Below are 20,536 nucleotides of genomic sequence, written 5' to 3'. Positions count from 1 at the left end.
CCACAACGATGGTCATCGCTCTGTGCATCAACAACATAACGCAAAGTAGCGGTCCCGATGCGGCAATGCCGCGGTTCGCTCGTCCCGGCCATGGCCGGACTGCCGGAGGGGCGCCATGCCACCCGGGCCCGTACCTGCCGGAGCGCGAGATGCGTCAGTGCCGCTCCGCCAGGTGCCTGCGCAGCAGCGGGTGGAGGAAGTGGTAGGCACGTGGTTCGCACTGCCGCAGCAGGCCCGCGCGGGCCGCGGCGGTGAGCAGCGGTGAGACGTCCTTCGCGCGGACGCGCGCCTGCCGCAGTGTCGTCCTGATGTCCGGGTCGTCGCCCCGGAACGTGTCCTGCCGCCGCCGGATCGTCTCGGCGGCGATCGCGCACAACCCATCGGTCACCTCGCCGGCGTCGAGCCCGGCCGCCGCCGTCGCCGCCAGCGCCCGTTCGGCGTACCAGGGCACGAAGGAGACCGGCTCCGGCGGCAGGTCGTCGATCCACTCCGGCGCGCCGGTGAGCACCGCGAGCAACGCGGGTGAGCCGAGCAGCTCGGAGGTCAGCCCGAGCAGGCGGTCCGGCTCGACCTTGCGGGCGGCGAGCAGCGTCTCCAGCCGCCTGCGCGCCTCGGACGCCACCACGCCGAGCACCTCCAGGGCCTCGAACCCCGGCGCAGACGGGGTCCTGCCCGTCATGATCACGTCGAACTCGGTGTGCTCCGCCCACCCCAGGAACTCCTCCCGCGCGTCCCGGGCCAGCGTCTCCAGCCCGTCGAGCACCAGGATGAGCCGCCGCCGCACGAGCATGGCGTTGGCGCCGGCGAGCGAGAGCCCGTACTCGGCCACCAGCGCGTGCATCAGCGCCCGCTCGTAAGCGGACTGCTCGACCTCCAGCCCGGCGAACGGCAGGAACACCGGCACGTGGCCACCCCGCCGCTCCGACAACCGGCGCGCCAGCCGGGCCGCCAGGACGCTCTTGCCCGTCCCCGGCCCGCCGGTCAGCAGCAGCTTGCCGGTCCGCAGGCCAAGGATGTCGTCCAGCCCCCGCACGCGCGGCGGGTCCTCTCCGCTGAAGCGCACCACCGGGTCCATCAGCGGGCCGTCATCGCCGACCTCCCGGTCCACCCGCTCGTGTACGAGCCCGGCCAGGCCGTCCAGCGGAATCTCGTGGGAGGACTCCTCCTGCCCGCTCAGCCAGGGGTCGCTGGACTGGGGCGACTTGCGTACCAGGTCGATGTAGACTTCCGCGTCGCGCGGCACCCTCCTCGGATCCCTGCGCAGCTCATCCACGATGCCGGCGACGGTCTCACCGTAGTCGGCGGGCGTCTCCGGCATCTCGGCGAGCCGGCGCAGCAACGACGGCTCCTTCATGAGCTGTGCGTACGTCTCCGGCGCCCGGTCCCTCAGCAGCAGGACGGCCGCCAGGATCGAGACGTCATAGAGGCCGTGGGCCGTCTCCTTGGCGACGCGGTCCTGCAGGATGAGGACGTTGATGAAGCGTTTGATCGTACGCGGGTTGCGCGGCAGCGCGCACTTCAGCATGCCGCCCGCGGCTTCGATGTCCTTGTCCGCGAGCAGGCGCTCCAGGTAGCTCGCGAAGTCCTCCTCGGACATCCGAGGCATCTCAAAGGGAAACTGGATGATCTTATCCAGGTAGTCGCCTACCGGATCCTCCTTGTACTTCTCGCGCACGGCCGCGATCAGCGGGCCCTTGGCCACGCCCAGCACGAACACGCAGTTGTCCCGGTTGAAGTGCAGCTTCAGCGACTCCAGCAGGCCGGTGATGCGATCCGCCTCGCAGCGGTCCAGGTCGTCCACGAACACGATCAGGCGTTCCTGGCCGCGCACGGCCAGCGCGGTCTCGATGAGGACGCGCAGATACTCGTCCAGCCGCGTGCGCTCGGAACGGATGCGGAAGTGCTCCGCGTCGTAGTCCTCGATCGACTTGCGCACGTCGGGCAGGCTGATCCTGAGCGTGGTCGACAACACGAGTGAGCCGAGCATGTCGGAGATCGTCCGCAGCGTCCTGCGCACGTTCTCCCTGCCCTGCAGGCCGAGGCCGTCGACGATGGCATGGAGCAGCGGCAGCACCGGGTTGTCCTCGTGCTGGTGCCGCCAGGGGTCGAACCACACGTGGGCGTACTTGTCGGGGTCGCGTGCGAGCTGCTCGCGGACCTGCATCAGCATCGAGGTCTTGCCGGTCCCCCACTCGCCGAACACGCCGATCACCATGGGCGGCGTGGCCTCGCGGGCCAGCGCGGCGAGCTGGCGGACGTAGGCGGCGCGGTTGAGCTCATCCACGTACACGGGCTCGTCGCTGTGCGTGAAACCCTGCGGCCCCGCGGGGGCTCGGGTACGCGGCGCCGTTGCCTCCCCCATCTCCCGGGACCGCCCGCGCCGCCGTCGCCACCAGGAGAGCGGGGCCGCCACGATGCTCACGAGCAGCAGGACGCCAACGACGACCGGCACGAACGGATGGCGCGTCAGGAAGGAGGGCTGCGTCGTGACGGCCACCCGTAACCGGTCGATGCCCGCCTCCGAGACGAGGACGAGCTGACCGGAGCCGGCGTGCGGGCGCGAGTTGCTGCCCACGACAGTGAACGTCGCCGAACCCCCGGCCGGGATGTGGGCCCGGCTACCGCCCTTCAGCGCGATCGCGTCGGCGATGGGTCCCGCGACCTGGACCTCGACGTCGATGGCCGGGCCAGGATTGACGACGACGACCGGCCAGGCACCGGTGCGCAGGCGTTCCAGGGCGATGGAGAGCTGGTCCTCGTCCCGGAACTCCGGCGCCGCCGCGGCTCCGGCGTGTGACGACCTGGCCTGTGCCGGGATCGCTGCCGGAACAAGGCCCGCGCCGAGGCTCACGACAAGACCTAGGGTGAGGCATGGGGGCAGCAGCGCACGAAATCTCCTTGCCATGCTCTGATTGCAACCGAAAGTGGCGCCCAGCGCACCGGTCTTCGCCGATTAGGTGACGGCCGCCTGCGGTCCGGCGATCTGCGGCCCGGTGGCCTCGATCCCACGCGGCTCAGCGGGCTCAGTGGCGTCAATCCCGCGCAGCTCGGCGGCCCTGACCCCGCTCGGCTCGGCGGCCCTGACCCCGCTCGGCTCGGTGACCCCGACAGCAGGCGGCTCGGTGGCCTCGGCACCAGGCAGCGAGGTGGTCTCGACACCGCGCAGTGAGTCATCCATCCTGCGCAGAGGCGTCTCCGTGCCGCGCATGGCCTCCTCGGTCCTGTCCGGCGCGACCTCCGCCGAACTCACGACGGCCGCCGCGTTCCGCACGGCGGCCTCCATCCTCGGCACGGACACCAGGCTGCTCCTGAGCCTGGGCACCGTGGTCATCGCCAGGGCCACCACTCCCATGGGGACGCAGAGCATGAGCAGCGCCACCCAGGACTCCACGTGCCCGACCAGGAGGCTCGCCAGCAGCGGCCCGAGCGCCACGGCGCTGTAGCTGCCCAGGCGGGACACCCCGGCCACGCGGGCGATCCGGTCGAGCGGAACCTGGCTGAGCACGGTACGCATGGTGACGTTGCTCAGCCCGCCTGCCAGCCCGATGAGGAGCAGCGCGACCCCGAACGACCACCACACCTGGAGCAGGAGGAGCGGCAGCGCCAGCGCCACCGCGCACGCCCACAGGTGTACCAGCATCACGGGCCTGTGCCGGAGCGTCCGCCGATCGGCCCGCCCGCGGCGGATCGACGTGATCGCCCCGATGACGCCGCCGATGCCGGAGGCGGCCAGGATGGTGCCGGCGAGGGCGGAGGGCAGGCCGTCGTTCGTCGCCTCCCACAGAAACACGACGATCATGCCCTGGACCATGAAATTGATGAGTGCCGTGATGAGCGTCGCAGAACGAAGGAAGCGATTCCTCCGCAATTCGGTCAAACCGCCTCGCATCTCCACAAAAATCTCACCGAGCGGCTTTCCCTTCGCCGTGATATCGCGAGGCACCTTGCGCAGCGTCGCCGCGGCCCCGAATAGCATCACTGCATTTGCAACAAATGCGACAATCGGGTGCACTCCGTAAAGAAGACCCCCCAAGGGACGCCCCGCCAGAACCATGCCGTGCACGGACGCCTCGTGCAGAGCCAGGGCGGTCTCCACCTGGCCCGCCTTGTCCGGCTTGACCGTGGACGGGATCAGCACGGTCTCCGCGAGCGACGAGTGCACCGAGATCGTTCCCTCAACCAGTGCGACCAGCAGGAGCCAATGGAGCTCAAGTGTCCCCGTGACCATGGACAACACGATTCCCGCGACGAGCGCGCCACGGAGGAACTCGCTCCACACCATGACCCGGCGGGGGCCGATCCTGTCGATCCACGCGCCGGCCGGGATGTACCACAGCAGACCGGGCACGGTCGAGGCGAACATGACCAGGGCGATCGCACCGGGTGACCTGGTGAGTTCGTACGCCAGCAGCGGGTAGGTCACCCCGACGGTACGGCTGCCCAACATGGAAAGGGTCGATCCCACCCAAGACCACATGAAGGGCGAATTATCCCTGAAAAGATCCTTAACCACAAAGCTCGCTCCACGCCCGTGACCGCTTTTATCGCAGAAACGGACGTTGGCGGCCTCTGATTCCCAAATGGCACACGGCTGATGCCCGAGGCACGCGATGATAATAGAGCAACATCAGTCACGCCTGTTACCAAGGCCACTTAAAACTTTTTCAGGCGGTGACGATCAGCCGATCGGCGGCCTCGGTGAGCTGCGGCGGCAGCGGCCGTCTGCCCCTGATCTCCCGGGCCCGCCACGCCAGCCTCGACGCCTCCGAGTGACGCCCCGCCACCTTCATCACCCGGGCCGCGCGCAACAGGGTCGCCGCGTCGCTGTCCACGTCGAGCTGGGGCATCGCCTCGACCGCCTTGCGCACGTCGCCGCTCAATGCCAGCGCCAGGGCGTAGGCGGCCTGGGTGGAGGGCTGCTCATGCGGCTTGACCTTGCCGAGGTCGCTCAGCGCGCGCTCGTACCTGGCCAGGTCGGAGAGGATCTCGCCCCTGGCCCGCAGGATCTCGGGCTGCTCGCCGCTCTGGCGCAGCGCGCTGTCCAGGACGTCCACCGCCCCGCTCTCCCGGCCGACGTACCACAACGCCCACGCCAGCTCGGTCCGGATGGCGGGCTCCCTGCTGCGCCTGGCCGCCGACTCGAGCTGGGCGACGGCGTCCTGGTACGCGCCGCGGTCGAGCAGGATCCGGCCGATGGCGGTCAGATGTGTGGCGACGATCTGGTCCGAGCCCGGCCTCGTGTCGTAACGGCGGACCGCCTCCCAATAGTGCTCCAGCGCGGCGTCGCCGTCGTCGCGCAGGTACGCCAGGTCACCCAGCAGCGACTCGGCCCTGGCCCGCATCCTGTTGTCGGGCCGCAGGCCGATCTCCTCCAGCGCGTACCGCTCGGCGATGTGGAACCAGCCCCTGTGCAGCGCGGCGCCGGCCGCGGCCAGCCGGTCGGCCACCGTGGAGTCGGGGACGCCGGCGGTGCGGCGCAGAAAGGGATCGACCAGCCGCTGGGGCATCTCGTAGCGGCACTTCTCACCGACCCGCAGCACCAGGCGTTCCGTCAGGGCCTGGGCGACCGGCTGGGGCAGCTCCTCGCACGTCTTGTCCTGGCGGGCGATCGGCCGCAACAGCTCGACCAGCCCGTCCGCGTCTCCCTCGAAGTGGTCGCGGGCCACCTCGTGGACCACCTGATGCGTGAAGGAGCCCAGCACGTCGTCGACGTCCACCAGGTCGCCCGCGCCGATGGCCGCGGTGCGGTCGCCGACGGAGTCCCACAGCGCGGTGCACACCAGCTGCAGGTGCAAGGGCTCAACGGTCGCCGACGGCGCCGGGCCGGCGTCCCGTAGCCGGTCGACGAGCGCCTCGCCCACGCCCGGCTCGAACTCGCGGCCCGCCGCTTCGAGCGGGCGGCGGCACGCCTCCAGCGCGGCGTCCGGTCCCAGCGGCCGCAGCCCGAACGAGGCGCCCCTGGCCATGTGGGCCCGCAGGCCGTCGTGCCGCCGCAGTGATTCGAGCTGGTCGTCGCTGACCACGACGAGCAGCCTGAGCGGCAGGTCGTCGGCGGCGAGCGCGTCGCCGAGCTGGTCGAGCAGGTGGTAGTGGTCGCGCGAGGACCGGCGAAAGGCCGTGAAGACGTCGTCGGCCTGGTCGAGCACGGCCATGATCGGGCGGCCGCTGGGGCTCCAGTGGTGCCGCAGGTAGGCGGAGATGGTCAGGCCGGCGAACCGGATCGGGTTCTCGTACGGCGACCACGCGGCGAGCAGCGCGAAGGCTTGCGGATCACTGCCCTCGGGGATGAACGCCGCGGGCACGAAGGACGGACGGTTCACCCCGCCCACGGGCAGCACGTCGAACCGCGACAGGTCGAGCCGGGGCAGCACCCCGGCGGTGACCAGTGAGGTCTTCCCGACGCCCGAGGGCCCGTGCAGGATGGTGAGGCGGTTGTTCTGCCAGCGTTCGGTGAGTTCGCCGATCTCGCGATCTCGCCCGTGGAATTTGGCGACGTCCTCCCGGCGGAACGGTTGCAGCCCGACGAACGGTGCCAGGCTCTTGCCGCTGGAAGTCATACCGCGCTCCGCCGCCTCGTGTCGGTACCAAACAATTCGTCCATCGTGCCGCACCGGATTATCAGCGCATCGCCGGACGATTGCGGGTGGATAAATCTCCCCTCACCGTACCGCGCATCCACCGGCGGCATCCGCATCAAAGGACATGAAGTGTCGGGCCAGGCCGCGACGACGCTCTCCGGCGACCTTGGTCAGGTCGCCGACTGGAAATCCGCGACCGGTGCGCCCTGGCTGGAGATACGCTGCAACGCCCGTGTTAGCACTGGTAGATCGAGATCCTTGAGATCTTCCAGGGTTTCCTCGTCCACGTCGATGACGCCGGTCGCCCACTCGCCGCCCATAAACCCTCCTGTCGCCGGTTTCCGGCTGCCCGTAAACCGGAATTCGATCGGGGCATGCCTATTGACGCCTTAATTGTGATTCTGTGGCCGCCCTTCGCCAGAATCAATCGTAGGATCGGAATTCACAGGGACGCGAGAAGGCGAGGCGACGTGGACGAGCAGGTCGTTCCTCAGACGGTGCCCCGGATGCCGCCTATCTGGGGAAGGAAAATCCCAGGCCGTAACAGACATTTCACCGGGCGCGAAACTCTGCTCAACGAGCTGAGGAAAAGCCTCACGGAGACCACCCGGGCTGCCGTCGTGCCTCTTCCGCAGGCCCTGCAGGGGCTGGGCGGCGTGGGCAAGACTCAACTCGCGGTCGAGTACGCCTGGGCCTATCGCGGCCACTACGACCTGGTCTGCTGGATCGCCGCCGACCAGCCGCTGCTGATCCCCAGCGTGCTCGCGGCGCTGACCGAAGACCTCAAGCTGCCCTCGGCCGGCAGCAAGGGAATCGAGGAGTCCGCCGAACTGGTGCGCGACGCGCTGCAACGCGGCGAGCCGGTGGACCGCTGGTTGCTGATCTTCGACAACGCGGACGACCCGGAGGAGATCCGCCCCTTCATCCCGCAGGGCAGGCCGGACGGCCACGTGCTGATCACCTCCAGGAACAGCAGGTGGAGCGGCGTGGCCGAGACCGTGCCCGTGGACGTCTTCTCCACCGCCGAGAGCGTGGCCTTCCTGCGCAAGCGCCTGCGCCGCGACGTACCGCAGAAGGAGGCCGAGCATCTGGCGCACGAGCTCGGCGACCTCCCGCTGGCGCTGGAGCAGGCCGCCGCCCTGCAGGACACGACCGGGATGTCCACTGAGGAGTACGTACGGCTGCTGGCCGAGCAGACCAGGCAGCTGCTCCAGCTCGGCAAGTCGACCGAGTACCCGCACACGATGACCGCCGCCTGGCAGCTCTCGGTCCACCAGATCGAGACCCGGATGCGCGAGGCGGCCGAGGTGCTGCGGTGCCTGGCCTTCTTCGGGCCCGACCCCATCCCGCGCTTCGTCTTCGAGCGCGGCAGGGACAGCGGCGCCAAGCGCATGGGGCCGATCCTGTCCGACGGGATCAAGCTCATCCAGGCCTTCGCCGAGCTGGGCCGGTTCTCCCTGCTGCGGATGGAGCGCGACACCGGCACGGTCCAGGTGCACCGGCTGGTGCAGGCCCTGCTGCGCGACTCGCTCGACCCGGAGCAGCAGGAGGCGGTCCGGCACGAGGTGCACCTGCTGCTGGCCAGCAGCGCACCCACGGACCCCGAGGACATCGCCAACCAGGAGGAGTACGCCCTCCTGCTGCCCCATGTGCGCCCGTCCGGCGTCACCCGATGCAACGAGGAGGCCGTACAGGACTTCGCCCTCGGCATCGTGCGCCATCTCTACCGGGTGGCCAACTGGAAGTCGGCGCGATCGCTGGCCGAGGAGTTCCACGACAGCTGGTCCACGATCTCGGGCGATCGCAGCCCCGCCGTGCTGCGGTTGCGGCGGCACCTGGGCAACGTGTTGTGGCAGCTCGGCGCGAACAAGGAGTCGCTGGAGCTCAACGACGAGACCTTCGACCTCATGCGCGAGGTGTTCGGGGCCGAGCACATGGACACCCTGAGCATGGCCCTCACCTACGCCGCGAACCTGCGCGCCCAGGGCCGCTTCAAGGCCGCCCTGGAACAGGACGAGACGTCACTGGCCGCGCTTGAGAAGGGGCCGGGGGCCAAGGATCCGATGACCCTGCGCGCCATCAACAACCTGGCGCTCGACCACGCCCTGCTCAGCCAGTACGACGACGCTCTGGAGCTGCAGCAGCTCGCCTACATGGAGCAGAGCAGCGCGCGGCGCGGGGTGAGCAGGTGGGACGTCCAGGCGAGCTGGAACAACCTGGCCCGTGTGGTGCGCCTGTCCGGCCAGCATGAGCAGGCGTGCGACGTGGGCGAGGCGGCCTACGCCAACGGCATCAGAGAGCTCAAGATCGAGCATCCCCTGACCCTGGCCACCGCGAGGGACCTGTCCATCGCCAAGCGGCGCATGGGGGACCTCGACGAGGCGTTCGAGCTCATTCAGGACACCTACGCCAGGCTGAGCAAGATCTACGGCCCCGACCACCCGGAGACCATGGCCGCGGAGGTCGCGCTGAGTAACACCCTGCGTCAGACCAACCACCTCGAAGACGCCATGGCGCTGGCCAAGGGCGCGGTTCAGCGCTACGCGAAGACCTACGGTGAGCAGCACCCGTTCACCTACGGCTGCCAGCTCAACCTCGCTCTGCTGTTCCGGCTGCGCGGCGACGCGCGCAAGGCCAGGGAACTGGATGAGAAGGCCCGGGAGGGGCTGCTCGCCCAGCTCGGCGAGGCGCACGTGTACACCTTCACCAGCGCCATCAACCTGGCGGGCGACCTGGCGGACCTCAAGAACCCGGCCGCGGCGTGCGAGCTGGGCGAGCGGACGCTGGCCGGCGTGCGCGACTTCGTCGGCCCGAAGAACGGCCTCTCGCTCGCCGCCGCGATCAACCTCTCGATCGACCTGCGCGCCACCGGGAGGACCAAGGAGGCCGCGACGATGTACGCCGAGGCGATGGCCGAGTACGAACGTATGTCGCCCACCCACCCGGAACGGCTCAACGCCGCCGGCGGCAAGCGCTTCAACTGGGACTTCGACTCCTACAGCCTGTGACCGGGGTCGTCCCCGTTCACGGCCAGCCAGGTCGTCCGGTGCGCATCGGCCTCCTGCCGCGCGATCTCCAGCGCGGCGGGAGGCACCGGCTCCCGCGACCACGCCGTCAGGGTTCGCCGCATCGCGGCGACGAACCGTTCGCCCGCCGCGGTGAGCCGGCCGCTGTCCAGCAGCGTGCCGGTCACCGTCCGAGCGGCCTCCCGCCAGTGGGCGAACTCGATGTGCGGCCGCAGGTCCGCCTCGTGGGCCCGCTGCCGCCGCCAGAATCCGGACACCCCCAGATACGCGTAGGCCCCCTGGAGCAAACCTGACAGGGGGCGCGGGTCGGGCCGCCATGGCGCGTAGTACGTGCTCGTCCGGTCCGGCTCCAGCAGCCGTACGACGTCCAGGATCGCGTTGAGCTTGCCGTGCTGGATCTCGTGCGCGAACGTGGCGGCCAGCCAGCGGCCGTCGGGGGGCGTGGACATGGCGATCGTCCCGAACAGGTCGCCCGCCGAGGCGCTGTGCATGCCCTGCGCCGGCCCCTTGATCGGGGTCAGCACGGAGACGAGGGCGCGGGTCTCCCCGGCGATCGTCCAGTGGTGGGCGCGGAGCGTCGCCCAGGCCGCCTCCAGGCCCGCCCGCCACACCCGCAGCTCCGCCTCCCCCAGGCGCTCGGCCGCGCCGGCGGCGCGCCAGCGGAAAAAGTCGAGGTCGTCGATGAGCAGGCGCAGACCGGCGTCCGCGGTTTCCAGCCACCGCAGGGGACGCCAGCCGCGTTGCTCGCCGGCGCCGGGACGCAGGCACAGATCCCCGGCCTCCACCCGTCCGTCGGCGCGCACGAGGAGGTCCGTCAGCCCGTCCGGGCCGCCCTGAAGTTCGAGCAGGCCCAGGGACGGCAACATGATCGTGCCGCCGGTCACGGGGACCTGGACCTCGCACGCCAGGCCCGCCTTGATCGCGGCGGCGGCGGCGACCGCGCCGAGCCGCGCCGGATCGCAGTGCCCGGCCGGACGCTCCCCCGGGCAATCGCCGCCCTCCAGCGCGCGGACGGCGCGCGCGGCCCAGGCGCCGACCGCCGGGTGGGCCAGCGTGCCGCGTACCGTCGCGGGGTTCTTCTTCTGGATCTCGGCGAGCACGTCGTAGGCGTGCTCCGTGGCCCGCGCGTGCGGATGGCCGGTTTCCGCGGCCAGCCGCGCCGTGCCCAGCACGAGCAGCAGGTGCTTGCTGCGCTGCGGGGCGGCGAGGTGGCGCACGGCGTCCGCGCCGCCGCCCCCCGAAGCCAGCCCGGACAGGGCGTGGCCGGGCAACCGGTGATCCCTGAGGAGCATGCGGGTCCTTTCAGCGAGAGGCACGGCGCAGGTCGCCGACGAGACGGTTGTGGATGTGCCCGATCAGCTGATAGAGGTCCGGGCAGTACACGGACGGGTTGCGGAAGCCCGTGCCCCGGCGGTAGCGGTGCGGGTAGAGGCCCGCGCCGCACACCCTGCCGAAACGGCAGTCGCGGCAGGTGTCGCTCAGCGCGTCCACGCCCAGTTGCCTGGCCACCATTCCCGGGTGTTCGAGGGCCAGGTCGAACGGATGGTCCACGACGTTCAGGCCGGTGGTGGGGGCGCCGTGCCGCACCACTTTCAGGGAGTCGGTCTGCTCGATCGTGCCGTCGGTCTCGATGACCACCAGCGTGGACGGCGTCAGGCCGACCGCCTCGCTGGCCGACGCGCCGCCCAGCATCAGATTGACGATCTCCTGAAAGAGGCGGACGACCGTTTCACCGCTGCGGCCGTACCAGTGGTCGAAAACCGCGATCAGCCAGTCACCATAGGGCGTATTCGCAGGGTCAGGTGATCGATACGCGGGCGGCGATTCCCAGGTGCCGTGCGGCAGCAGGAAATCGACCATGGGCGGCTCGAATTGCAGTAATGACTCATATGTTTCGACGGGGTCGTTCGTAAGATCAACCGTGCACAACAAACCGCTGTACAGAGGCCGGAACCGCGGGCCGCGCAATAGGTTCAGCGCGTCGGCGACCGCGTCGAAACTGCTGCGGCCGTCGGCGTGGCGGCGGTTGCGGTCGTTGGCCGTTCTGCCGCCGTCGAGACTGACGCCCACCTGCACGTCCAGTTCGCGGAACGTGCGCAGGGCGGCCTCGTCCAGGAGCACCGCGTTGGTCTGCACGACCGCGTCTACGCGCAGGTCGCCGCGGGCCGCCGCGCGGGCCGTCTCCACGACCTTGCGCAGGTAGGCATGGCCGGCGAGCAGCGGTTCCCCGCCGTGCAGGATCAGCCGGACCGACCGCATGCGGTGGGCCTCGGCGTGCTCGGCGATGCGCTCGGCGGCGGCCGTGACCAGGTCGGGGGCCATGACCAGGGGTTTCGAGCGCCAGCTCTGGTCGGCGAGGGTATAGACGTAGCAGTAGTCGCAGGCGAGATTGCAGCGGCTGTGAACCTTGAGCAGGAATTGCTGGAAGGGCCGGGGACGCCAGCCGTTCTTCAGCATTTGCGCCACATCGAGAGTGTCGGGCCACTCTCCCGCTGGATCCTCCCACTGGTACGTCAATCCCGTAACACCCCGCACCGCCGGAAAATATCCGCTCGATTGACGATGCTAGCCGAGACGCCATGCACTGTGGAGAACTATTTTGCTATCCCTGCAAATGGCCGCATTTTCGCTGCCAGTCGGCCCGCCCGGAACGGCTCGTACTCTCCGGACGGCTCTTCCTGGCACCGCACGATGCACGTGCCGCCGACAGGCCGTGTCCGTCACCGTCGGCAGTGCGGCAAAATAGGACAGTGATCGCAGAAGTGGAGATCTCTCCTCGGGAAACCGAGGTGCTGGGGCTGGTCGGGGCCCATCTCAGCAACGCCGAGATCGCGGCACGGTTGTGCCTCTCGGTGCGTACCGTGGAAAGTCACGTCTCCTCGCTGCTGCGCAAGCTGGAGGTGCCGGACCGGCGGGCGCTCGCCCGGCGCGCGCCCGAACCGGCCGGCGCGGGCCCCTCCCCTTCGCCGCCGGTGTTGCCGGCCCCGCTGACCTCGTTCGTCGGGCGGGTGAGCGAGCGGGCCGCGCTGGCCGAGCTGATCAGGGCGCACCGCCAGGTGACCGCGGTCGGGCCCGGCGGGGTGGGCAAGACCCGGCTCGCCCTGGCGGTGGCCGCGGACGCGGCCGGCGACTTCTCCGACGGGATGTGGTTCGCCGACCTGGTCCCGGTCACCGACCCCGACCTGATCGCGACCGCGGTCGCCGGGGCGCTCGGCCTCGGCGAGCAGCCGGGCAGCGACATGACCGAGTCCGTGGTCGCCGCGCTGGCCGACCATCATGCCCTGCTGGTGCTGGACAACTGCGAGCACGTGGTGGACGGGGTGGCGCTGTTCCTTGAGCGGCTGCTGGCGACGTGCCCCCGGGTGACGGTGCTGGCGACCAGCCGGGCCCGGCTGATGGTGCCGTTCGAGCGGGTGTATCCGGTCCCGCCGCTGTCGCTGGCCGTCGATGGCACGCCGGACGCGGTCGCGTTGTTCATGGAGCGGGCGGCGGCGGTCGGCCGGCCGCTGGATCCTCTGCTGCGCGACCAGGTCGCCTCGATCTGTGAGCGGCTGGACGGAATGGCGCTGGCGATCGAGCTGGCCGCCGCCCGGTGCCCCACGCTCGGGCTGGACGGCATCACCGCCGCCCTGTCCCACCCGCTGCGGATGCTCACCGGCGGATCCCGCGCCGACGAGCGGCACCGTTCGGTGCGGGCGGCGCTGGACTGGAGCCATGCCCTGCTGGAGCCGGCCGACCGGGCGCTGCTGCGCCGGGTGTCGGTGTTCGTGGCGCCGTTCACCTCCGCCGCGGCGGCGGAGGTGGCCGGCTCCGAGGAGGGCCTGGTCGCCGACGTGTTGGCCCGGCTCGCCGAGCAGAGCCTGCTGGGGGTGACGGCGTCCGCCGGCGGCACGGAGTACCGGGCGCTGGAGACCATCCGCCAGTACGGGATGGAGCGGCTGGCCGAGACCGGTGAGCTGGCCGACGCCCGGTCCCGGCACCTCGCCTGGTGCCTGGCCACGGCCGCCGGCCTGGCACCAGGCATGGGGGCGGGACCGGACTGGCGGGCCCGGTTCGACCGGGTGGCCGATGACCTGCGCGCGGCCCTGGTGTGGGCGGCCGAGCGGCCGGAGCGGCGCGCGGACACCCACGAGCTCGCCCGGCACCTGGCGGAGCTGACCTTCACCCGCAATCTGGTCGGCGAGTCGCAGCGGCACTACGAGCAGGCCGCCGGGCTCGCGATCGACCCCGCCGCCGCCGCGTCGATGCTCCGGCAGGCCGCGGCCGTGGCCGGCTGCCGCACGATCGGCGACGACATGTACCGCCTCCGCCTGGCGGCCGCGGACGCCGCCCGCAAGTCGGGCGACACCGCCGGCGCCGCCGCCGACCTGGCGACCGCCGCCACCATGGCCTTCCGTTTCTCGCCCACCTTCCTGCGGCTCCCGTCCACGGAGGAGGCGCTCGCGCTGATCACCGAGGCGCGGGAGCCGGCCGGCGACGATCCGGCCGCGCGGGCCGCGGTGGCGCTGGCCGAGGCCGCCGTGCTCACCGACGCGTTCGGCGCCGCTCAGGGCCCGCCAGGCAACTCCGTACCGGAGACGATCGCCTACGCCGAGCGGGCCGTCGAGCTCGCCCGCAGAACCGGCGACCCGCTCGCCGAGTCGGCCGCGCTGGACGCGCTCGCCTCCGCGAAGAGCTGGGCGGGTGAGGCCTTCGCCGCGGCGGACCTGGCCAGGCGCCGGGTCACGCTGCTGTCGTCCCTGCCGATCTCCCCGGCCGGCACGCACGAGCTGATCGACGCGCTCGGCATGGTCACCGAGGCGGCCCTTGGCGTGGGGGACGTGCCGGGCGCCCGCCTGTGGGCACGCCGGCTGGCCGAGCATCCGTCGCTGGCGGAGGTCGGGCACCGCGCTCCGCTGATGGTAGACGCGCTGGCGGGCAACGCCGGCGACGTGCTCGCCGGCAGCGTCCGGCTGCTCGACGCGTGGCGGCGGGCAGGCAGTCCCGCCCGGTCGCACCTCGGCCCCGCGGTCGCCGGTGTGGCGATGATCCACGGCCTGCGCGACGACCAGGACGCTCAGCGCGAATGGCAGGAGATCCTGAGCCGGCTCGGCACCCTGCCGTCGCACACCTACGGCTACGGCGCGGTCTTCGAGGCGATGCTCCTCCTGCACCAGGGTCAGGCCGAGCAGGCGCTGCGACGGCTGGCCCCCGAGCCCGAGCAGGTGTGGAAATGGGTCACCTGGATCTGGTACCACTGGTACGTCGCGCTGCGTGCCGAGGCCGCCGTACTCGCCGGAAGCCCCGATGCCCGCGACCGTACGGCCGAGGCCGGGACCGTCGTGGCCGGCAACCCGGTGGCCGCCGCCATCGTGCGGCGGGCCGAAGCCCTGCTCGACGGCAACACGGAGGCGCTGCTCGCCACGGCGGACGCGTTCGACGCCGCCGGCTGCCCCTACCAGTCCGCACGGACCATGCTCCTCGCCGGCGGCGAGCACGCCGGACGCGGCGCGAGGGCGCTCACCGGCCTCGGCCTGACCTCAGGGCGGGGAGGTCCCGGATGAGTCGCGCAGGCGGCGGTAACGCGCCGGAGTGATCCCGTACGTCCTGCGGAACAGCCGGACGCGCAGGACGAGCAGCGCGCCGGGATCGGTGACGAAGGACGAGGGGTCGGTCTCCACCTCACGGGCCAGCACGGCCGTGAGCAGGTCGACGACCGTGCCGGACAACCGGTCCAGGTCGGCCGGCGACAGGTGGTCGGACTGCGCCATCACCTGGTGGAGCAGGCCGCTGAGCACCGCCCCGACGCCGCTGCTCCCCGGCACCCTCCTGGCCAGCAACCGCCGTTTATGTGTGTGAAAGAAGCGTGGGCTGCAGCACCACCAAGTTGGTCACCTGAAACCGCCGGCCCGGCTCTCGGGGGAACAGGGCCCCGGCTCCGGCCGGGGCCCTTTCACCTGCTCTTCTTCCGCATCCGCCTCACTCGGCCGTGAGGGCCTCCCGTATCGCCTTGACGGCGGCGGTCGGGGCGTAGCCGTCGGGGACGCCTTCGACCAGGATGATGTCGCCCTCGATGTGCCGCGAGCGCAGCGGCGCGATCTCCCGGTAGGCGGGCGAGTCCCACCAGGCCCGCGCCTCGTCGATCCCCGGGAAGCCGATCATCACGACGGACCCGGGCCAGGCGCCCTCCTTGACCTCGTGCGGGGTGGCGTGCACGAGGTAGCGGCCGCCGTACGGCTCGAAGGTGGCGGGGAGACGCTCGACGTACTCGGCGATCTCCAGATGCGGGGCGGCGTCCTGCAGGTGAGCTATGACGTAGGCGGGCATGATGTCCTTCTGGTAGATCAAGCTTTGGTACGCCGCCAATCTTGGCATTCCCGGCATAGCTGTAGCGATTACCTGACAGGTAAGCGCTTCACGTTCATCGGACCAGCCGCTCGACGGTCTCCGCACGCGACCTTTTCAGCAGGCCGACGTAATCGGTGCCGCCCGTCCCGCCGGCCGTGCCGCGTTCGAACCGCTGAATGTAGCGCCCGGTGATGCCGAGATGCAGGGCCCTGAGCCGGGCCAGGGCGGTCACGGCCGCGTTGTACGCCTCGGCCAGTCGCGGCCGGGTGTCGCGGTGCAGCGCGACGTAGTCCCGTACCGAAGGGCCGGCCTCCAGGTCCTGGAGGAAGCGGCGGTGCGGCCCCGGCATGTACGCGCGCATGCCGGTCAGGAAGCCGGCGGTCAGCCCGTCGCGATGGGGCACGTCGAGCCCGGCGTCGAAGGCCTGGATGAGCGTGCTCTGCGCGGCGCTGCCGCCGGCCAGCACCAGCGGCTCCCGATCCACGCCTTCAAACCGCAGCCCCGGCGCGGACCAGCCGGTCAGGTACGGCCTGATCCGGTGGTAGAAGACGTAGGGGTCGCACCACCGTTCGATGTCGAGGAACGCCTCGATCACGCGGCCGAGCACCTCGCGAATGCCGGGCAGCGCCTCGGCGAGCCGGGCGTGGTCGTCGTCGGCCACGGCCTGCCGGACCTGCGCGAGCAGGGGCAGCGCGGGGGCTCCTGCCAGCTCGACCCCCACGATCGCGAGGTAGAACCACTTCTCGTCCAGGCCGCCGAGGAACGTCTGCTGAGTGTCGACGTTGGACGTGCTCAGCGGAGCGGTCCTGTCGATGCGCCGCCAGTTGTTGAGCACGATCGAGGCGTGGGCGACGATCGGCATCCGGTCCAGCCGCCGGGCGAGCTCGTGCAGCGGCCGGGCCACCGGGGCCGGGAGGGTGCGGGCGGGCGGGCCGGCGCCCCATACGTACCCGTTGGCGAGGCAGGTCAGCAGGAGCATGGCCCGTTCCCGCTCCCCAGGCGACTCCAGGGCGTCCGGCGGGAGCACGGGCATCGACTCGATCGCGGGACGCAGCCGCCCCGTCATGATCAGAGCCGTGAGGTCGCGTGCGGCCCGCTCCCAAGGGCGGTAGCACGACGGCAGCGCGTCCACCGGGTCCTCGGCGGGCAGGAACCCGTGGCGCGCGTCGATGGCGTACTCCGCCAGCGGGGCGATCCTCGACCCGGGAGCGCGGGCGCGCGTCGTCTCTGCCGTCAACGGGCTTCCTCCCCCTCACCCACGTCCTGGCCGCTCGATGCCCTTCCACGCACCTGCCGAAACCGTGGTGTGCGAGGGCTGGAGCCCGGACCCCCCGCTGACGCCGGTGCGGATCTGCCGCGAGGAGGCTACGAGGCGTGGGCGCTCAGCGCCGTGAGGGCGGCGGCGAGTTGCGGATCCGCCCGCCTCGCCTCCTCCAGGGCGGCCTCCAGCGTCTCCTCATAGGTGCGGCTCGCCTCGGCGTGCCTGGTCCGGCCCGCCTCGGTGAGGACCGTGTAGACCCCCCGCTTGTCGTCAGGGCACAGATCCCGGACGGCGAAGCCCGCCGTGCCCAGTCGCGCCACCAGGCGGGTCACCGAACTCTGGTTGAGCCCGACCTTGTCCGCCAGCTCCTGCATGCGCAGCTCGGAGGTGGGCGAGGCGGCGAGGTGGCCCAGCGCGCGGAACTCCGACAGTCCGATGCCGTGCCTTCTCTGCAGCGCGGTGGCGAGCCTGTTCTCCACGCGGGTGTGCAGGAGGAGGACGTGCTGCCAGGTCGCGGCGAGGTCCGAGACGGGTGGCGCGGCTGCGGGAGTCATGAGACCTCTTTGTTCGAGCGGTACGGGCCTTCCGGAGGCATTTCTGAGACCGGCTTGACAGAAGGATACATGTACATGCAACATCTTGTCGCGTCAGAAACTTGCACGTACATACAAGTAGGAGCAACTCCCATGGCCTGGCTCTACCTGCTCATAGCGGCCGTCTTCGAAGTCGTCTTCGCCCTGGCCACCAACGCCACCGAGGGCTTCACCCGGCTGGGGCCCTCCCTGCTCACGGCCGCGGCGGCGGCCATCGGGATCTTCTTCCTGAGCCTGGCGCTCAAGACGCTGGACGTCGGCGTCGGCTACACCATCTGGACCGGCATCGGCTCGGTCGGCACCGTCGTCTTCGGCGCGGTGATCTTCGGCGAGGAGTTCACCATCTGGAAGGTGCTGGCCTTCGTCCTGATCATCGGCGGCGTGCTGGGCCTCAAGCTCTCCGACCGCCTGACCGCCAAGAAGCCGTCCGCGGCCTGATCCACCCTCTCACCTGAAGGAACGTCATCATGGCCTGGATCTACCTCTCCATCGCGATCGTCTTCGAGATCGGCTTCGCCCTCGGCACCAACGCCACCAAGGGCTTCACCCGCCTCTGGCCGTCGGTCTTCACCCTGCTGTCGGCCGCCGGCGGCATCTACACCCTGAGCCTGGCGCTCAGAACGCTGGACGTCGGCGTCGGCTACACCATCTGGACCGGCATCGGCTCCATCGGCACCGTCATCCTCGGCGCCCTCATCTACAAGGAGAAGATCACGCCTGCCAAGCTCGCGTCCTTCGCCGCGATCATCGGCGGCGTAGCCCTCCTCAAGCTCGCCGCGGGAATCTGACCGCCGACGCCACGCGAGGGCGGCGTCCTGGCGGTGGCACTCGCCGATTGGAATGATGACGGGATGGAATATCGCGAGCTGGGACGATCAGGGCTGCGGGTATCGGTGCTCACCATGGGCACGATGACGTTCGGCGGCGGGGGCAAGTTCGCCTATGTCGGCGACACCGGGGTGGAAGAGGCGCGCAAGCAGATCGACATGTGCCTGGACGCCGGGGTCAATCTCATCGACACCGCCGACGTGTACTCCACCGGCCTGTCGGAGGAGATCGTCGGCAAGGCGATCCAGGGCCGCCGTGACGACCTGCTGCTGGCCACCAAGGTACGCATGCCGATGGGCGACGGCCCCAACGACGCCGGGTTGTCGCGCCACCACGTGATCACCGGGGCGGAGGCCAGCCTGCGCCGCCTGGGCACCGACCACATCGACCTGTACCAGGTGCACGAATGGGACGGCCGCACCCCCGTCGAGGAGACCCTGGCGGCGCTCGACCACCTGGTGAGCGCCGGCAAGGTGCGGTACGTCGGCGTCTCCAACTACACCGGCTGGCAGCTCATGAAGGCGCTGGGCACCGCCGACAGGCTCGGCCTGCCGCGCTTCGTCAGCCAGCAGATCTACTACTCCCTCCAGGCCCGCGACTCCGAGTACGAGCTGATCCCGGCCGCGATCGACCAGGGCCTCGGCGTGCTGGTGTGGAGCCCGCTGGCCGGCGGCCTGCTGTCCGGCCGCTACCGCCGAGACGCCCAGCCGTCCGAGGGCCGCCAGCTCACCGAGTGGAACGAGCCTCCCGTACGCGACCAGGAGCAGTTGTACGACACCGTCGAGGTGCTGGTCGACATCGCCGGGGAGCACGGGGTTTCGGCGGCGCAAGTGGCGCTGGCCTGGTTGCTGGGGCGGCCCGCGATCACGTCACTGGTGGTCGGCGCGCGCACCAGCGAGCAACTGGCCGACAACCTGGCCGCCGCCGAGCTGAAGCTGACCGCCGAGCAGCGCGCCCGGCTGGACGAGGTCAGCCGCCAGCCGCTGCTCTACCCGTACTGGCATCAGGCGGCGACCGCCTCCGACCGGCTCTCACCCGCCGATCTGAGCCTGCTCGGACCGCACCTTTAGACCATGTCCCGACAGAGTAGGTTCTCGCCTGTGAGTGATATTCGCCTCCTTGGTCCCGAGGAACTGCCCCTGTGCCGGCGGCTCGAAAGCGACCGCGAGTGGTCCACCGACGAGGCCAAATGGCGGCTGATGTTCGAGGCGGGCGAGGTCTACGCCGTCGACGCGGACGACGGCGACGGCCTGGCCGGATGCGTCGTGGTGACCCGCTACGGCGACACGCTGGCAGCCGTCGGCATGATGCTGGTCGCCGGCCGGTACGGCAGGCAGGGGCTCGGCACGCGGCTGATGAAGCATGCCCTGGAGGTCGCCGGAGACCGTACCGTGGAGCTCACCGCGACCCGGTTCGGGCGCCCCGTCTACGAGCGGCTGGGCTTCCGGCCCACGGGCAGCCTGACGATCACCATGGGCCCGATGCGGGGGCCGGCATGGGCGTCCGCGGTCCGCGTGGCCACACCGGACGACCACGCCGCGCTCCTCGCCCTGGACGCCGAGGTCACCGGGGCCGACCGGAGCAAGGCGCTGACCGCCCTGCTGACCACGGCCGAGCGCACGATCGTCACCGACGGCGGCTTCGCCGTGTCCTGGAACGCCGGCCCCCACCGTGTCATCGGCCCCGTGGTCGCGTCCTCGGAGGAAGCCGCCCGCGAACTCATCCTGGCCGCCGCCCACGACGCCGACCGCGACGTACGAATCGACCTGCTGGACGCCTACCCGGGCCTGCGCCCGTGGCTAACCGGGCTGGGCCCCACCGAAGGCCCCGCGGCCCTGCCGACGATGGTCTACGGCGCCCACCGCCACCCGGGCGACCGCGGGCGATACGTCGCTCCCATCCTCGTCTCCATGGGCTGACAGG

The 20,536-nt window shown here is 70.8% G+C and carries 16 protein-coding genes; 6 read left to right on the top strand and 10 right to left on the bottom strand.

Annotation, left to right across the window (positions count from 1 at the left end):
- Positions 1-154: 154 nt before the first annotated feature.
- The 4 genes from AB0I81_RS23290 to AB0I81_RS23275 all read right to left on the bottom strand — a co-directional run bounded on the left by AB0I81_RS23290 (position 155) and on the right by AB0I81_RS23275 (position 6,898).
- Positions 155-2,851, bottom strand: a complete 2,697-nt coding sequence (locus AB0I81_RS23290; RefSeq protein WP_360659850.1) for a P-loop NTPase fold protein — start codon at positions 2,849-2,851, stop codon at positions 155-157.
- Between the two features lie 102 nt (positions 2,852-2,953).
- The gene (locus AB0I81_RS23285) at positions 2,954-4,477 is read right to left on the bottom strand and encodes an MFS transporter (RefSeq protein ID WP_360659848.1); all 1,524 of its coding nucleotides are present in this window, start codon (positions 4,475-4,477) and stop codon (positions 2,954-2,956) included.
- Between the two features lie 187 nt (positions 4,478-4,664).
- Positions 4,665-6,557, bottom strand: a complete 1,893-nt coding sequence (locus AB0I81_RS23280) for a hypothetical protein (protein ID WP_360659846.1) — start codon at positions 6,555-6,557, stop codon at positions 4,665-4,667.
- A gap of 191 nt (positions 6,558-6,748) precedes the next feature.
- Entirely contained in the window at positions 6,749-6,898 is a 150-nt protein-coding gene (locus tag AB0I81_RS23275) for a hypothetical protein (RefSeq protein WP_360659845.1), read from the bottom strand.
- A gap of 54 nt (positions 6,899-6,952) precedes the next feature.
- Here AB0I81_RS23275 and fxsT point away from each other — a divergent pair, with 54 nt between their 5' ends.
- Entirely contained in the window at positions 6,953-9,586 is a 2,634-nt protein-coding gene (fxsT, locus tag AB0I81_RS23270) for an FxSxx-COOH system tetratricopeptide repeat protein (protein WP_360659843.1), read from the top strand.
- On the opposite strand, the gene AB0I81_RS23265 is transcribed toward fxsT, so the two are convergent.
- Both AB0I81_RS23265 and AB0I81_RS23260 read right to left on the bottom strand, forming a co-directional pair.
- Positions 9,574-10,896: an HEXXH motif domain-containing protein gene (locus AB0I81_RS23265; protein WP_360659841.1), complete on the bottom strand. Its 1,323-nt coding sequence runs from the start codon at positions 10,894-10,896 to the stop codon at positions 9,574-9,576. The two genes, fxsT and AB0I81_RS23265, sit on opposite strands and share 13 nt — an antisense overlap.
- Before the next feature lie 10 nt (positions 10,897-10,906).
- Positions 10,907-12,061 carry an FxsB family cyclophane-forming radical SAM/SPASM peptide maturase gene (locus AB0I81_RS23260; protein WP_360660706.1) on the bottom strand — a complete coding sequence of 385 codons (1,155 nt, stop codon included), beginning with the start codon at positions 12,059-12,061 and terminating at the stop codon, positions 10,907-10,909.
- Positions 12,062-12,354: 293 nt separating this feature from the next.
- Between AB0I81_RS23260 and AB0I81_RS23255 the strand changes: the two genes are divergently transcribed.
- On the top strand, positions 12,355-15,147 hold the full coding sequence (locus tag AB0I81_RS23255; RefSeq protein WP_360659840.1) for a LuxR C-terminal-related transcriptional regulator: 2,793 nt from the start codon (positions 12,355-12,357) through the stop codon (positions 15,145-15,147).
- On the opposite strand, the gene AB0I81_RS23250 is transcribed toward AB0I81_RS23255, so the two are convergent.
- From AB0I81_RS23250 to AB0I81_RS23235, 4 genes are all read right to left on the bottom strand, one after another.
- Positions 15,124-15,423 carry a helix-turn-helix transcriptional regulator gene (locus AB0I81_RS23250; protein ID WP_360659838.1) on the bottom strand — a complete coding sequence of 100 codons (300 nt, stop codon included), beginning with the start codon at positions 15,421-15,423 and terminating at the stop codon, positions 15,124-15,126. The genes AB0I81_RS23255 and AB0I81_RS23250 overlap by 24 nt on opposite strands.
- Before the next feature lie 139 nt (positions 15,424-15,562).
- The gene (locus tag AB0I81_RS23245; protein ID WP_360659836.1) at positions 15,563-15,910 is read right to left on the bottom strand and encodes a DUF1330 domain-containing protein; all 348 of its coding nucleotides are present in this window, start codon (positions 15,908-15,910) and stop codon (positions 15,563-15,565) included.
- A gap of 94 nt (positions 15,911-16,004) precedes the next feature.
- Positions 16,005-17,168: an indoleamine 2,3-dioxygenase gene (locus AB0I81_RS23240; RefSeq protein WP_360659834.1), complete on the bottom strand. Its 1,164-nt coding sequence runs from the start codon at positions 17,166-17,168 to the stop codon at positions 16,005-16,007.
- 128 nt (positions 17,169-17,296) lie between these two features.
- Positions 17,297-17,746 carry a MarR family transcriptional regulator gene (locus AB0I81_RS23235; RefSeq protein WP_360659832.1) on the bottom strand — a complete coding sequence of 150 codons (450 nt, stop codon included), beginning with the start codon at positions 17,744-17,746 and terminating at the stop codon, positions 17,297-17,299.
- A gap of 132 nt (positions 17,747-17,878) precedes the next feature.
- Between AB0I81_RS23235 and AB0I81_RS23230 the strand changes: the two genes are divergently transcribed.
- The 4 genes from AB0I81_RS23230 to AB0I81_RS23215 all read left to right on the top strand — a co-directional run bounded on the left by AB0I81_RS23230 (position 17,879) and on the right by AB0I81_RS23215 (position 20,532).
- Entirely contained in the window at positions 17,879-18,223 is a 345-nt protein-coding gene (locus AB0I81_RS23230) for a multidrug efflux SMR transporter (RefSeq protein ID WP_360659830.1), read from the top strand.
- Positions 18,224-18,252: 29 nt separating this feature from the next.
- Positions 18,253-18,573, top strand: a complete 321-nt coding sequence (locus tag AB0I81_RS23225) for a multidrug efflux SMR transporter (protein WP_360659828.1) — start codon at positions 18,253-18,255, stop codon at positions 18,571-18,573.
- Positions 18,574-18,636: 63 nt separating this feature from the next.
- Positions 18,637-19,683 carry an aldo/keto reductase gene (locus AB0I81_RS23220; protein ID WP_360659826.1) on the top strand — a complete coding sequence of 349 codons (1,047 nt, stop codon included), beginning with the start codon at positions 18,637-18,639 and terminating at the stop codon, positions 19,681-19,683.
- Between the two features lie 30 nt (positions 19,684-19,713).
- Entirely contained in the window at positions 19,714-20,532 is an 819-nt protein-coding gene (locus tag AB0I81_RS23215; RefSeq protein ID WP_360659824.1) for a GNAT family N-acetyltransferase, read from the top strand.
- The last annotated feature ends 4 nt before the right edge of the window (positions 20,533-20,536 follow it).

Source organism: Nonomuraea sp. NPDC050404, from assembly GCF_040655495.1.
Taxonomy (GTDB): Bacteria; Actinomycetota; Actinomycetes; order Streptosporangiales; family Streptosporangiaceae; genus Nonomuraea.
The sequence above is the reverse complement of the archived record's forward strand: the minus strand, read 5'-3'. Positions and strand labels throughout refer to the sequence as shown.

Bases quoted from the DNA above. Each gene is read 5' to 3' on its own strand.
- AB0I81_RS23285 (WP_360659848.1), bottom strand. From the start codon at position 4,477: ATGTGGTCTTGGGTGGGATCGACCCTTTCCATGTTGGGCAGCCGTACC.
- AB0I81_RS23220 (WP_360659826.1), top strand. From the start codon at position 18,637: ATGGAATATCGCGAGCTGGGACGATCAGGGCTGCGGGTATCGGTGCTC.
- fxsT (WP_360659843.1), top strand. From the start codon at position 6,953: ATGCCTATTGACGCCTTAATTGTGATTCTGTGGCCGCCCTTCGCCAGA.
- AB0I81_RS23280 (WP_360659846.1), bottom strand. From the start codon at position 6,557: ATGACTTCCAGCGGCAAGAGCCTGGCACCGTTCGTCGGGCTGCAACCG.
- AB0I81_RS23265 (WP_360659841.1), bottom strand. From the start codon at position 10,896: ATGCTCCTCAGGGATCACCGGTTGCCCGGCCACGCCCTGTCCGGGCTG.
- AB0I81_RS23230 (WP_360659830.1), top strand. From the start codon at position 17,879: ATGGCCTGGCTCTACCTGCTCATAGCGGCCGTCTTCGAAGTCGTCTTC.
- AB0I81_RS23245 (WP_360659836.1), bottom strand. From the start codon at position 15,910: ATGCCCGCCTACGTCATAGCTCACCTGCAGGACGCCGCCCCGCATCTG.
- AB0I81_RS23235 (WP_360659832.1), bottom strand. From the start codon at position 17,746: ATGACTCCCGCAGCCGCGCCACCCGTCTCGGACCTCGCCGCGACCTGG.
- AB0I81_RS23225 (WP_360659828.1), top strand. From the start codon at position 18,253: ATGGCCTGGATCTACCTCTCCATCGCGATCGTCTTCGAGATCGGCTTC.
- AB0I81_RS23275 (WP_360659845.1), bottom strand. From the start codon at position 6,898: ATGGGCGGCGAGTGGGCGACCGGCGTCATCGACGTGGACGAGGAAACC.
- AB0I81_RS23260 (WP_360660706.1), bottom strand. From the start codon at position 12,061: ATGCTGAAGAACGGCTGGCGTCCCCGGCCCTTCCAGCAATTCCTGCTC.